The sequence below is a fragment of the Mesorhizobium sp. M0816 genome (genome assembly GCF_040320005.1).
GTDB lineage: Bacteria > Pseudomonadota > Alphaproteobacteria > Rhizobiales > Rhizobiaceae > Mesorhizobium.
The window spans coordinates 40,605-53,276 of the sequence record NZ_JAMYOT010000013.1 but is presented as its reverse complement, the minus strand read 5'-3'; the positions used below and the strand labels follow the sequence as shown (position 1 = coordinate 53,276).

Annotated in this window: 12 protein-coding genes and 1 tRNA gene; 9 read left to right on the top strand and 4 right to left on the bottom strand. The window is 61.9% G+C overall.

What is annotated here, in order from left to right; all coding sequences use genetic code 11:
- The first annotated feature begins 46 nt into the window (after nucleotides 1–46).
- From glpD to glpK, 8 genes are all read left to right on the top strand, one after another.
- Nucleotides 47–1,573, top strand: a complete 1,527-nt coding sequence (glpD, locus tag NKI17_RS20880; RefSeq protein WP_352636767.1) for a glycerol-3-phosphate dehydrogenase — start codon at nucleotides 47–49, stop codon at nucleotides 1,571–1,573.
- A 39-nt stretch (nucleotides 1,574–1,612) separates the two neighbouring features.
- Entirely contained in the window at nucleotides 1,613–2,692 is a 1,080-nt protein-coding gene (locus NKI17_RS20875) for an ABC transporter ATP-binding protein (protein WP_352636766.1), read from the top strand.
- Between the two features lie 9 nt (nucleotides 2,693–2,701).
- Nucleotides 2,702–3,769 carry an ABC transporter ATP-binding protein gene (locus NKI17_RS20870; RefSeq protein ID WP_352455722.1) on the top strand — a complete coding sequence of 356 codons (1,068 nt, stop codon included), beginning with the start codon at nucleotides 2,702–2,704 and terminating at the stop codon, nucleotides 3,767–3,769.
- Nucleotide 3,770: 1 nt separating this feature from the next.
- A complete protein-coding gene (locus tag NKI17_RS20865; protein ID WP_023674893.1) occupies nucleotides 3,771–4,637 on the top strand; it encodes a carbohydrate ABC transporter permease in 867 nt (288 codons plus the stop codon).
- 1 nt (nucleotide 4,638) lies between these two features.
- Nucleotides 4,639–5,553: a carbohydrate ABC transporter permease gene (locus tag NKI17_RS20860; RefSeq protein WP_352523506.1), complete on the top strand. Its 915-nt coding sequence runs from the start codon at nucleotides 4,639–4,641 to the stop codon at nucleotides 5,551–5,553.
- 173 nt (nucleotides 5,554–5,726) lie between these two features.
- Nucleotides 5,727–5,993, top strand: coding sequence for a DUF2160 domain-containing protein (locus tag NKI17_RS20855; protein WP_031193610.1), 267 nt, complete (start codon nucleotides 5,727–5,729; stop codon nucleotides 5,991–5,993).
- 78 nt (nucleotides 5,994–6,071) lie between these two features.
- Nucleotides 6,072–7,796 carry an ABC transporter substrate-binding protein gene (locus NKI17_RS20850; protein WP_352906758.1) on the top strand — a complete coding sequence of 575 codons (1,725 nt, stop codon included), beginning with the start codon at nucleotides 6,072–6,074 and terminating at the stop codon, nucleotides 7,794–7,796.
- A gap of 146 nt (nucleotides 7,797–7,942) precedes the next feature.
- On the top strand, nucleotides 7,943–9,436 hold the full coding sequence (gene glpK / locus NKI17_RS20845) for a glycerol kinase GlpK (protein WP_352593470.1): 1,494 nt from the start codon (nucleotides 7,943–7,945) through the stop codon (nucleotides 9,434–9,436).
- An 86-nt stretch (nucleotides 9,437–9,522) separates the two neighbouring features.
- Here glpK and NKI17_RS20840 read toward each other — a convergent pair whose 3' ends face one another.
- A complete protein-coding gene (locus NKI17_RS20840) occupies nucleotides 9,523–9,996 on the bottom strand; it encodes a BA14K family protein (RefSeq protein WP_023674898.1) in 474 nt (157 codons plus the stop codon).
- A 317-nt stretch (nucleotides 9,997–10,313) separates the two neighbouring features.
- Between NKI17_RS20840 and NKI17_RS20835 the strand changes: the two genes are divergently transcribed.
- Nucleotides 10,314–10,389 (top strand) — tRNA-Lys (locus NKI17_RS20835).
- An 88-nt stretch (nucleotides 10,390–10,477) separates the two neighbouring features.
- Here NKI17_RS20835 and NKI17_RS20830 read toward each other — a convergent pair.
- The 3 genes from NKI17_RS20830 to plsY are packed head-to-tail and all read right to left on the bottom strand — an operon-like array spanning nucleotide 10,478 to nucleotide 12,628.
- A complete protein-coding gene (locus NKI17_RS20830) occupies nucleotides 10,478–10,873 on the bottom strand; it encodes a hypothetical protein (RefSeq protein WP_352646487.1) in 396 nt (131 codons plus the stop codon).
- A 46-nt stretch (nucleotides 10,874–10,919) separates the two neighbouring features.
- Nucleotides 10,920–12,044, bottom strand: coding sequence for a DNA-processing protein DprA (gene dprA / locus NKI17_RS20825; protein WP_352540581.1), 1,125 nt, complete (start codon nucleotides 12,042–12,044; stop codon nucleotides 10,920–10,922).
- Nucleotides 12,041–12,628 (bottom strand): glycerol-3-phosphate 1-O-acyltransferase PlsY, encoded by a 588-nt coding sequence (plsY, locus tag NKI17_RS20820; RefSeq protein WP_352455728.1) that lies wholly within the window; start codon nucleotides 12,626–12,628, stop codon nucleotides 12,041–12,043. Before plsY ends, dprA begins: the two co-directional genes overlap by 4 nt.
- Nucleotides 12,629–12,672: the final 44 nt, after the last annotated feature.

Sequence of the window (12,672 nt, the reverse complement as noted above, 5' to 3'; positions counted from 1 at the left end):
CGCAAGAACCCAAAAATGCTGCAATGCGAAATCGAGGGAGGATTCTTTGAGCGCATCACCGATTCATGACATTTTCGTCATCGGTGGCGGCATCAATGGCTGCGGCATCGCCCGCGATGCCGTTGGACGTGGCTTTTCGGTTTTTCTTGCCGAGATGAGCGATCTGGCCAGCGGGACCTCTTCCGGCTCGACCAAACTGATCCACGGCGGCTTGCGGTATCTCGAATTCTACGAATTCCGTCTGGTGCGCGAAGCGTTGATGGAACGCGAGGTCCTGTGGAAGAACGCGCCGCATATCATCTGGCCGATGCGCTTCGTGCTGCCATACGCCAAGGGACTGCGTCCGGCCTGGCTCATCCGGCTCGGGCTTTTCCTCTACGACCATATTGGCGGGCGCAAATTGCTGCCGCCGACGAAAACGCTGGACATGGCCAAGGATCCGGCCGGCAAGCCGCTGAAGCCGCTGTTTCGAAAGGCGTTCGAATATTCGGACGGTTGGGTCAACGATGCCCGGCTGGTTGTGTTGAACGCCCGCGACGCTGCCGAGCGCGGCGCAACCATTCGAACCCGAACAAAGGTCGTCAGCGCACGCCGCGAAGGCAATTTCTGGACGGTCAGGCTTGAAAATGTGCGGACCGGCGATACCGAGGAGGTCAAGGCGCGGCTGCTGGTCAATGCCGCCGGCCCGTGGGTCGATCAGGTGCTGTCGGCCACCGTCGGTTTGAACGACGTGCACAATGTCCGCCTCGTACAAGGCAGCCATATCGTCGTGGGCAAGAAATTCGACGACCCACGCGCCTATTTCTTTCAGAACAAGGACGGGCGCATCATTTTCGCCATCCCTTACGAGGACGAATTCACGCTCATCGGCACGACCGACCGTGACTATCCCGGCGATCCGCACAACGTCAGGATCAATGACGCCGAGATCGACTATCTCTGCGCTGCGGCAAGCGAATATTTCGCGCAGCCGGTCAAGCCGTCGGATATCGTCTGGACCTATTCCGCGGTGCGACCGCTCTACGACGATGGCGCCTCAAAGGCGCAGGAAGCCACCCGAGACTATGTGCTGAAGGCCGATGGAGGCGAGGGTGCCGCCCCGATCGTCAACGCCTTTGGCGGCAAGATCACGACCTACCGCCGATTGTCGGAATCGATGCTCGAGAAGATCGAGGGTTTTCTCGGCAAGCGCGGCAAACCATGGACGGCAAACGCGCCGCTGCCCGGCGGTGACTTTCCCGTCACCGGCTTCGATGCCGAGGTGGCGAAACTGAAAACGGCGTACCCGTTCCTCGACGCCCGGCTGGCCCGCCGGTTGACCCGGCTCTACGGCACCCGCGCAAGGAAGCTGCTGGGCCTCGCCAAGTCGAACGTCGATCTTGGCCGCAACTTCGGCGCCGATCTCTACGAAGCCGAGGTGCGCTACCTAGTCGAAAACGAATGGGCGATGACTGCCGAGGATGTATTGTGGCGCCGGACCAAGCGCGGCCTGCGTCTCAGCCGTGAGCAGGCGGCAGTGCTCGACGAGTTCATGCGCGGAATAAGCCGGCAGCACGTAGCGGCTGCCGAATAGGAACGGCCGACTGATGCAGAAAGCCTGGGAGGAGGCATCATGCTTGAACTGAGAAACGTGACGAAGACGGTGGGTGCGGCGGAACATATCCGCGACGTCTCGCTGACGCTTCAGCACGGCTCGCTCAACGTCCTGCTCGGGCCGACGCTCTCCGGCAAGACCAGCCTGATGCGGCTGATGGCGGGCCTCGACGTGCCGACCTCGGGCTCGGTCTGGTTCGATGGCAAGGATGTCACCGGCATGCCGGTGCAAAGGCGCAACGTCGCCATGGTCTACCAGCAATTCATCAATTATCCGGCGATGACGGTCTACGAAAACATCGCCTCACCGCTGCGGGTGGCCGGCACGGATCAGGCAACGATCGACAGGGGGGTGCGCAATGCTGCCGCCCTTCTCAAACTAACGCCCTATCTCGACCGGACGCCTCTCAGTCTGTCGGGCGGCCAGCAGCAGCGCACCGCGCTGGCCCGCGCCATCGTCAAGAATGCCAGCCTCGTGCTGCTCGACGAGCCGCTCGCCAATCTCGACTACAAGCTGCGTGAAGAATTACGCGCGGAACTGCCGAAAGTCTTCGCGGCCGCCGGTACAATCTTTGTTTATGCCACGACCGAGCCGCACGAGGCCTTGCTGCTCGGCGGCAACACGGCAACGCTTTCCGAGGGCAGCATCACCCAGTTCGGGCCGACCATCGAAGTGTTCCGCAAACCGGTCGATCTGGTGACGGCGAGAACCTTCGCCGATCCGCCGCTCAACACCATCGTGCTTGCCAAGAAGGGCCTGGATTTCCTGCTCGAGGGCGGCGTGAAATTGCCGGTGCCGGCGGAACTCTTCGGCATTGCCGATGCGATCTATACGATCGGCTTCCAGCCGCATCATCTGTCCCTCGATCGGCCCAACGCCGCCGCAGTGCCGGTGCGCGCAAAGGTGACGATCACTGAGATCACCGGATCGGAAAGCTTCATCCATCTCGATTTTGCCGATGCGCGCTGGGTCATGCTGACCCACGGCATTCGCGACTTCGAGCCGGACGAGGAGGTCGAGGTGTTCATCGACCCGCGCCACATCATGGTCTTCGACGAGCACGGCCGCGCCGTGGCCGCGCCGAAGCTGGCGGCTTAGGAGGAAGCGATGGCGCGCATCGATGTCAATCATATCCGCCACTCCTATCTGCAGAACCCGCGCACGGATGCCGATTTCGCGCTGAAGGAAGTGCACCACACGTTCGAGGATGGCGGCGCTTATGCGCTGCTCGGCCCATCCGGCTGCGGCAAGACCACGCTGCTCAACATCATTTCGGGATTGCTGCATCCGTCGCATGGCCAGCTGCTGTTCAACGGCAGGGACGTGACCAATCTGTCGACCCAAGAGCGCAACATTGCCCAGGTCTTCCAGTTCCCGGTGATCTACGACACGATGACCGTCTACGACAATCTGGCATTCCCGCTGCGCAATCGCGGCGTGCCGGAGGCCGACGTCGACCGCAAGGTGCGCGAGACGCTGGAGATGACCGGGCTGGCCGATATGGCCAAACGAAAGGCGCGCGGACTGACCGCCGACCAGAAGCAGAAAATCTCGCTCGGACGCGGGCTGGTGCGCTCCGACGTCAATGCTATCCTGTTCGACGAGCCTTTGACCGTCATCGACCCGCATATGAAATGGGTGCTGCGCTCGCAGTTGAAGCAGCTTCACCGCCGCTTCGGCTACACCATGGTCTATGTCACGCACGACCAGACCGAGGCGTTGACCTTCGCCGACAGGGTAGTCGTCATGTATGACGGCGAAATCGTGCAGATCGGCACACCGGCGGAGCTGTTCGAGCGCCCGCGCCACACCTTTGTTGGCTATTTCATCGGCTCGCCCGGCATGAATGTCATGCCGGTGGCGATCGACGGCAAGACAGCCAAGCTGGGCTCGCAGCAGATCGAACTGCCGGGCGTGCCCAAGGCGGGCGGCGGCGCCATCGAGCTCGGCATTCGTCCCGAATATGTGCGCCTGGGCAGCCAGGGCATGGCCGTCCGGGTCAGCAAGGTCGAGGACGTCGGCCGCCACAAGGTGGTCCGTGCCAATCTCGAAGGACGCGAGATCGCCGCCGTCATCGGCGAGGACGAAACAGTTCCGGCTGATCCGAAGGTGCGGTTCGACCCGGCCGGCATCAACATCTATGCCGATTCCTGGCGCGTCGAGATGGGAGCCTGAAGTGGAAAAGACCTGGAACAACAGAGCCTGGTTCCTGGTGCTGCCGGTGCTGCTGCTGGTGGCGTTCTCGGCGGTCATACCGCTGATGACGGTCGTCAATTATTCGGTGCAGGACACTTTCGGCAATAACGTCTTCTTCTGGGCCGGCACGGAATGGTTCGAGGAACTGCTTTCCTCCAGCCGCTTCTGGCAGGCGATGATCCGCAACCTTGTCTTCTCCTTCATCATCCTGGCGATCGAAGTGCCGCTCGGCATCTTCATTGCGCTCAATATGCCGAAGAAGGGTTGGGGCGTGCCTGTTTGCCTTGTTTTGATGGCGTTGCCGCTGCTGATCCCGTGGAACGTCGTCGGCACCATCTGGCAGGTGTTCGGGCGCAACGACATTGGCCTGCTCGGCTATTATGTCAACGCGCTCGGCATCGACTATAATTATGTGCAAGACCCATATGACGCCTGGGTCACGGTCATCATCATGGACGTCTGGCATTGGACCAGCCTCGTCGTTCTGCTCTGCTATGCCGGCCTGGTCTCGATCCCGGATGCCTTTTATCAGGCGGCCAAGATCGACGGTGCCTCGCGATGGGCGGTGTTCCGTTACATCCAGCTGCCGAAGATGAACCGCGTGCTGCTGATCGCCGTGCTGCTGCGCTTTATGGATAGCTTCATGATCTACACCGAACCGTTCGTGGTGACCGGCGGCGGACCCGGCAACTCGACGACCTTTCTTTCGATCGATCTCGTCAAGACGGCGCTCGGCCAGTTCGACCTCGGCCCGGCGGCGGCGATGTCGCTGGTCTACTTCCTTATCGTCCTGTTGTTGTCATGGGTGTTCTACACCGTGATGACCAATTACGACGCGGAGCGCTGAGATGAGCCGCGCTGACGAAAGAGCCGACAGAGTGAGCGAGACGACAGCTTCGGAAGGGCTTGCCAGCACGCTAAGGCAGGACGAGATCGCACGGCTGATGCGCCGTCGCGGCGAGGAGTCGCGCTGGTGGTGGATCGTGCCGACGCTCTACATCATCGTTCTGCTTTTGCCGATCTACTGGCTCATCAATATGAGCTTCAAGACCAACGGCGAGATCGTCTCGTCGCTGACGCTCTACCCGCACGCACCGACATTGGCGAATTACCGCACCATCTTCACCGACGCGTCCTGGTACTCTGGCTACATCAACTCGATCACCTATGTGGTTATGAACATGGTGATTTCGGTGGCTGCGGCACTGCCTGCTGCCTATGCCTTTTCGCGCTATCGCTTCCTCGGCGACAAGCATCTGTTCTTCTGGCTGCTGACCAACCGCATGGCGCCGCCGGCGGTGTTCGCGCTGCCATTCTTCCAGCTTTATTCGGCCTTCGGCCTTATCGACACCCACATCGCCGTGGCTCTGGCGCATTGCCTGTTCAACGTGCCGCTGGCGGTGTGGATCCTCGAAGGCTTCATGTCGGGCGTGCCTAAGGAGATCGACGAGACCGCCTATATCGACGGCTATTCGTTCCCGCGCTTCTTCATCAAGATCTTCATGCCGCTGATTGCGAGCGGCATCGGCGTCGCGTGCTTCTTCTGCTTCATGTTCTCGTGGGTGGAGCTCTTGATCGCCCGTACGCTGACGACAACCGATGCCAAGCCGATCGCCGCGACCATGACCCGCACCGTTTCGGCCGCCGGCATGGATTGGGGGCTGCTCGCCGCAGCCGGCGTGCTGACGCTGATTCCCGGCGCGCTCGTCATCTGGTTTGTGCGCAACTACATCGCCAAGGGCTTTGCCCTGGGGAGGGTATGATGGAGCAGGTCGACAGAAGCCCATGGTGGTGGGCCGTGCTGCTTCTCGCCCTGGTCGTCGTGGCCTGGGTGGCACTTCAAATCGATTTCGTGGCAATAACGGTAGGCTTCAGCGATCCGGCTGATATCCGCCTGTGGGGATTTAACCTCTCGTCCAACCTCGATTTTTCGTGGATGGCCTGGACGTGGCCGACCGCGGCCTTCTTTGGAACCATCTTTCTGCTGCTTTGCGGCATGGCGGTGTGGGAATACGTCTCGCCGGGCGGCAATCCGCGCGTCGGCGTGCTGCGGTTCGAAACGACGCGTGGCGACCGCCTGTTCCTGTCGCTGCTTGGCAGCGCCTTTATCCATCTCGCTTGGCTGGGTCTAGTCGGACCCAATCTGTGGTGGGCTCTCGCTCTCTCCGTGGTCTACGCCGTCGGCGTGTTCCGCTACGTATAGAGGGGGAAACTGTTGGAACGGCGGCGTGCCGGCCGCCGATCCAGATCGCACTTTGAACTTTAACAGTGGAGGAAATACATGCGACAATTCTTGACATCAACAACTGCGCTTGTCTTATTGCTCGGGGCAAGCAATGCCTATGCCGGAATGGACGAGGCCAAGGCCTTCCTCGATAAGGAAATCGGGCCCCTTTCGACGCTTTCGCGCGCCGACCAGGAAGCCGAGATGCAATGGTTCATCGATGCCGCGAAACCTTTCGCCGGCATGGATATCAAGGTGGTTTCCGAAACCATCGCCACGCATCAGTATGAATCGCAGGTGCTGGCGCCGGCCTTTACGGCCATCACCGGCATCAAGGTTACGCATGACGTCATCCAGGAAGGCGACGTCGTCGAGAAGATCCAGACCCAGATGCAGACCGGCCAGAACCTCTATGACGGCTGGGTCAACGATTCCGATCTGATCGGCACGCACTGGCGCTACCAGCAGGTGCGCAACCTGACCGACTGGATGGCAGGCGACGGCAAGGATGTCACCAATCCGAATCTCGGCCTGAAGGATTTCATCGGCACCTCGTTCACCACCGCGCCCGACAAGAAGCTCTACCAGCTTCCCGACCAGCAGTTCGCGAACCTCTACTGGTTCCGTTACGACTGGTTCAACGACGAGAAGAACAAGGCGGACTTCAAGGCCAAATACGGCTACGACCTCGGCGTGCCGGTCAATTGGTCGGCCTATGAGGACATCGCCGAGTTCTTCACCGGGCGTGAGATCGATGGCAAGAAGGTCTACGGCCATATGGATTATGGCAAGAAGGACCCGTCGCTCGGCTGGCGGTTCACCGACGCCTGGCTGTCGATGGCCGGCAATGGCGACAAGGGCATTCCGAATGGTCTGCCCGTCGACGAATGGGGCATCAAGGTCGACGAGAATTCGCGTCCGGTCGGTTCCTGCACGGCGCGCGGCGGCGACACCAATGGTCCGGCTTCCGTCTATGCCATCCAGAAGTACCTCGATTGGCTGAAGGCCTATGCACCGGCGGAAGCCCAAGGCATGACCTTCTCCGAATCGGGGCCAGTTCCGGCGCAGGGCGCGGTTGCCCAGCAGATCTTCTGGTACACCGCCTTCACCGCCAGCATGGTCGACGCCAGCGCCAAGGCGGTGCTGAACGACGACGGCACGCCGAAGTGGCGCATGGCGCCGTCGCCGCATGGCGTCTACTGGAAGGACGGCATGAAGCTCGGCTATCAGGACGTCGGTTCCTGGACTCTGATGAAGTCGACGCCGACCGACCGCGCCAAGGCCGCCTGGCTCTACGCGCAGTTCGTCACCTCGAAGACGGTCGACGTGAAGAAGAGCCATGTCGGCCTGACCTTCATCCGCGAGAGCACGATCCACGATAAGAGCTTCACCGAACGTGCGCCAAAGCTCGGCGGCTTGATCGAGTTCTACCGCTCGCCAGCGCGCGTCCAGTGGTCGCCGACCGGCACCAACGTGCCGGACTATCCGAAGCTGGCACAGCTCTGGTGGCAGGCGATCGGCGATGCTTCGTCGGGTGCCAAGAGCGCGCAGGAAGCGATGGACTCGCTCTGCGCCGAGCAGGAAAAGGTGATGAGCCGCATCGAGAAGTCGGGCGTCCAGGGCGATATTGGCCCGAAGATGGCCGAAGAGCATGACCTCGCCTACTGGAATACGGACGCGGTCAAGAAGGGCAATCTCGCTCCTCAGCTCAAGATCGAGAACGAGAAGGAAAAGCCGGTCACCATCAACTACGACGAGCTGGTGAAGAGCTGGCAGCAATAGGACCGTTTGATGCGGGCGTCCGCGCCCGCATCGCCATGCTCAGGGGAGGCGGCATGTTGCCGTCTCCCCTGTTTGCGTGAACGGCTCCGCGCCATCCGGGGTCGAGACATCGCAGCACCTTTGAACTCGCTTCGACGGGAGAGAGAATGACCGGATATATCCTTGCAATCGACCAGGGGACGACATCGAGCCGGGCGATCCTGTTCGACGACAAGATGAAGGTCGTCGGCAGCGGGCAAAAGGAATTCACCCAATATTATCCGGCCTCCGGCTGGGTCGAGCACGATCCCGAGGAGATATGGGCAAGCGTCGTGGAAACGGTGAAAGCCGCGCTGAAGACAGCCGGCCGCAACGCAGCGGAAGTCGCCGCGATCGGCATCACCAACCAGCGCGAAACGGTCGTCATCTGGGACAAGGAGACCGGCAAGCCGATCCACAACGCGATTGTCTGGCAGGACCGCCGCACCGCGCCGCTGTGCCAGAAACTGAAGAAGCTGGGGCTGGAGAAGAAATTCACGAAAAAGACCGGCCTGCTGCTCGATCCCTATTTCTCCGGCACCAAGATCGCCTGGATGCTGGACAAGGTGAAGGGCGCCAGAAAACGTGCCGAGAAGGGCGAACTGCTGGCTGGCACCATCGACAGTTTCCTGATTTGGCGCCTGACTGGCGGCAAGGTCCACGCCACTGACGCCACCAATGCCTCGCGCACACTGGTCTACAACATCGAACAAAACGCTTGGGACGACGAGCTGCTGGCCATTTTCGGCATACCTGCAAGAATGCTGCCGCAGGTGAAAGATTGTGCCGATGATTTTGGAATCACCGACAAAAGCCTGTTTGGTGCAGAGATCAGAATCCTCGGTGTGGCCGGCGACCAGCATGCGGCGGCGATCGGCCAAGCCTGTTTCGAGCCAGGCATGATGAAATCCACCTACGGCACCGGTTGCTTCGCGCTGCTCAACACCGGCAGCGATCTGGTGCGTTCGAAGAACCGGCTTTTGACCACCATCGCCTACAGGCTGAACGGCAAGACCACCTACGCTCTGGAAGGCTCGATCTTTATCGCGGGCGCCGCCGTGCAATGGCTGCGCGACGGCATCAAGGTAATCGGCAAGGCCGAGCATAGCGGCAAATTGGCAGCGGAAGCCGATCCGACGCAGAACGTCTATCTTGTGCCGGCTTTCGTCGGGCTCGGGGCACCGCACTGGGATGCCGGAGCGCGCGGCGCCATCTTCGGGCTGACCCGCAATTCGGGGCCGGCGGAATTTGCCCGCGCGGCACTGGAATCCGTTGCGTTCCAAACACGCGACCTGCTTGACGCCATGCGCAAGGACTGGAAGGCCGCCTCGGCCAAGACCGTGCTCAGGGTCGATGGCGGCATGGTGGCGTCGGACTGGACCATGCAGCGGCTGGCCGACATTCTCGATGCGCCGGTCGACCGGCCGACAATTCTCGAGACGACAGCACTCGGTGCGGCATGGCTGGCCGGCTCGAAGGCCGGTGTCTGGCCGAAGGCGCGGGAATTCGCCAGGAGTTGGGCGCTCGAGCGCCGGTTCAAGCCGGACATGGATGCTTCGACACGTGCGGCCAAGCTGGCCGGTTGGCGCCACGCTGTGCGCAGGACGCTAAGTACGCAATAGGCAGGGATGCCCCGATGCCCCGGGATTCGCACTAATGAAAAACCCGCGCCGTTTCGGGCGCGGGCTTGCAGCCTCTAATCTGGGACTCAGTAAGGCGACCGGCACTGCCGGCGCGGACCGTAGTTGGGCTGGTAAGTGTTGTCAGAAGCGCGATAGCTCCGATAACGGTCATAGCACCACTGCACGTGGGCATCGCCACGATAGACACGATTCTGGTTGACGATCGCGCCGGTAATCAGCGCTCCAGTAGCAAACGCAGCCAGCGGGAACCAGAAATCGCCGTGACGGCGATAGCCGCGACGATATTCGCGATAGCCGCGATGGCCACGCCAGTACATGCCGTCGTCACGCGAAAAATTGCGACGGAAATCGCGACGCGAGAAATCGCGATTGAAATTCCGGTGCCTCCGCCACGGCTCGTACTGGACGGTCTGGACATTCGAGGTGAGCCCCTGGGCCGGGGGCGCATAGCTGGGCTGAGCGTTGACTGGCACGATCTCCGCGGCAGCGAATGAGATCGAAAGAGTGGTCGCCAGCAGGCCCGACATGATCCTATTCATGGTCTTCTCCGTCTTCTCCTTGAAACGCATGTCCCTTATCGCGGGAAACGGGCAGGCTGCGCAAATTGTTCCGCCAAAAATCCCAAGTTGCTGATCCGCAAAGGTTCTTCCGATTTGCTGCTTGCCTTTGTCGGCATAGAGGGCGAGCTTCGGTCTTGCGCGAGAACGAGGCCGTTCCGTCGACGCCGAAGCGCTCCGCACGGCATGATGACACTGCAGGACAGTCCGGTTTGCGAGCCGTCTTTTTCCGGTTGACCGGCAGAGGCACTCTCCCTATGTTCCGCGCAATTTCGAGGGCGGCCTTTCTGAGCCCGCGGGAGCGCGTAGCTCAGCCGGTAGAGCAACTGACTTTTAATCAGTAGGTCATGGGTTCGAATCCCATCGCGCTCACCAAAATCAAAAGTGTCCAACCCGGAGACATAGGTAACAGATTGTACCTAAGACTTGGGTGACAACCTCGTGCCGAACGCATGCAGTGGCTTTAGCCGCCCGCCCCATCGTCCAGCATGGTGCCTGTGAGTGCCTCATAGGCCTTGCTGCACAGCTGAGAACCCGGACAATCCTTCACGATAAGCACTGGCGCCACGGTAAGAACCGCTGCGGCAAGGATTTGTACACCGAGACGGGTAGCGCTTACCTTCCTGCCCAACACACCGGCCAAGAAAAAGTAGAGACCCTGGGCCATGCAGGCTGCCGTCAGAATGCCCAAAAGCGTGCTGGTCGCTCTTGCGAAGGGCGTTATGTAGCCGTCGGGAAAACCCGACATGCCGAGATCCATCGACCATTGCAGCGCCAGTATGACGCTCAGCGCTGACCAGACGAGGGCCGTCGTGCGAGTGAACAGCGTCTGCTTTGGTTTGTTGCTCGGATCGGCCATCGGGATCACGTCGGGATTGCTTGCCGTGACATGCGCAAGCTCTCGGTCAGATCAGTGAGACGTTGCCGCCGGCGTGGCGTTCGAGCCGGCCGGCGAGGTCGAGCTCCAGCAGCACCATGAAGACTTGCGCGGGATGCAGGCCGGTGTGGCGGATGATCTCGTCTACCGCCACCGGCGTCGGGCCGAGCGCCTCGACGACGCGGTCGCGGTCGTCCTCGCGCGGCGGCGGCGTTGCCGAAAAGTCGGGCGGCTCCTCAAGCGGCGATGTCCTTGGGGCCCAGGCGCCGACCAGCGGGGCGATCGCACTGGTGATATCGGCGGCCTCGGTGACAAGGGTTGCGCCATCCTTGAGCAGGCCATTGGCGCCGGCAGCGCGCGGATCGAGCGGCGAACCGGGAACGGCAAAGACCAGCCGGCCCATCTCGCCGGCAAGCCGGGCGCTGATCAGTGAGCCGGAGCGCTGTGCGGCCTCGACCACCACCAATCCCAATGCAGCACCGGCGACGAGCCGGTTGCGGCGCGGAAAATCCTGTGCGCGCGGCTGCCAGCCAAACGGCATTTCGGAAATGATGGCGCCGCCGCGCTCGGCGATCTCGTCGCACAGGCCGGCATTTTCGGGCGGGTAGGGCAAATCGAGGCCGCCGGCGAGCACGCCGATTGTGCCAGTCGCAAGGCTGCCCTGGTGCGCGGCCGTATCGATGCCGCGCGCCAGGCCGGAGACGATGCCATAGCCGTCGCGGCCGAGATCCGCCGCCAGCATCCGCGCCATCTTGATGCCGGCCAGCGATGCGTTGCGAGCGCCGACGATGGCGACCGCTGGCAAGCGGAACACCGCGCTATTGCCCCTGACCGCGAGCAGCGGCGGCGGATGATCCATGCTTTTCATCAGCGGCGGATAATCCGCTTCGCCGATGCCGACGAAGCGGGCGCCAGCCCGCCGGGCGGTCTCCAGCTCCGCCTCGGCCTCGGCAATGGACGGGATGCGGACGATTTTTTTGGCGCCACCCGAAATCATCAGCTCGGGCAGCATCGATAGCGCTGCTTCGGCCGAACCGAACCGGTTGATCAGGTCGCGAAAGGAAGCCGGGCCGACATTCGGCGTGCGGATCAGACGAAGCCAGCTCAGCCGCTGCCGGTCGCTGAGGCGCGGCCCGGCGTCGGGCTCGCTCACTCCTTGGCCCCGATCTTACCCTCGGTGCCGGCAAGCAGCCGCGCAATGTTGGCGCGGTGCTTTACGATGACGATTAGGCTCATCGCCGCGAAAAGCCCGGCAATCTGCGGCGTGCTCAGGAAATACAGCGCCATGGGCACCACGACTGCTGCCGTCAATGCCGCAAGCGAGGAGAAGCGGAACAGGAAGGCCACCGCCAGCCAGACGACGGCGAAGATCAGCGCCGCCTGCCAGGCAAGGCCGATCAGCACGCCAAGGTAAGTGGCGACACCCTTGCCCCCCTTGAAGCCGAGCCAGACCGGAAAGAGATGACCTAAAAACGCGCCGAAGCCGGCCCAAAGTCCGAGCTCGGGCGCAAAGCGACCTGCGATCAGCACCGCCGCGGTGCCTTTAAGGGCGTCGAGCAGAAGCGTGGCCGCGGCCAAGCTCTTGTTGCCGGTGCGCAGCACATTGGTGGCGCCGATGTTGCCGGAGCCGATGTTGCGCACGTCGCCGAGGCCGGCGGCACGGGTGATCAGCAGGCCAAACGGGATCGAGCCGAGAAGATAGCCGAACACCAATGCCAAGACGGGACTGTAAGCCATTGTTCCCCCGAACTTTCCTTGGCTGAGCGGATTTTAAGCCGTGA

Bases quoted from the DNA above. Each gene is read 5' to 3' on its own strand.
- NKI17_RS20875 (WP_352636766.1), top strand. From the start codon at position 1,613: ATGCTTGAACTGAGAAACGTGACGAAGACGGTGGGTGCGGCGGAACAT.
- NKI17_RS20870 (WP_352455722.1), top strand. From the start codon at position 2,702: ATGGCGCGCATCGATGTCAATCATATCCGCCACTCCTATCTGCAGAAC.
- NKI17_RS20860 (WP_352523506.1), top strand. From the start codon at position 4,639: ATGAGCCGCGCTGACGAAAGAGCCGACAGAGTGAGCGAGACGACAGCT.
- NKI17_RS20855 (WP_031193610.1), top strand. From the start codon at position 5,727: ATGGCCTGGACGTGGCCGACCGCGGCCTTCTTTGGAACCATCTTTCTG.
- NKI17_RS20850 (WP_352906758.1), top strand. From the start codon at position 6,072: ATGCGACAATTCTTGACATCAACAACTGCGCTTGTCTTATTGCTCGGG.
- glpK (WP_352593470.1), top strand. From the start codon at position 7,943: ATGACCGGATATATCCTTGCAATCGACCAGGGGACGACATCGAGCCGG.
- NKI17_RS20840 (WP_023674898.1), bottom strand. From the start codon at position 9,996: ATGAATAGGATCATGTCGGGCCTGCTGGCGACCACTCTTTCGATCTCA.
- NKI17_RS20830 (WP_352646487.1), bottom strand. From the start codon at position 10,873: ATGGCCGATCCGAGCAACAAACCAAAGCAGACGCTGTTCACTCGCACG.
- plsY (WP_352455728.1), bottom strand. From the start codon at position 12,628: ATGGCTTACAGTCCCGTCTTGGCATTGGTGTTCGGCTATCTTCTCGGC.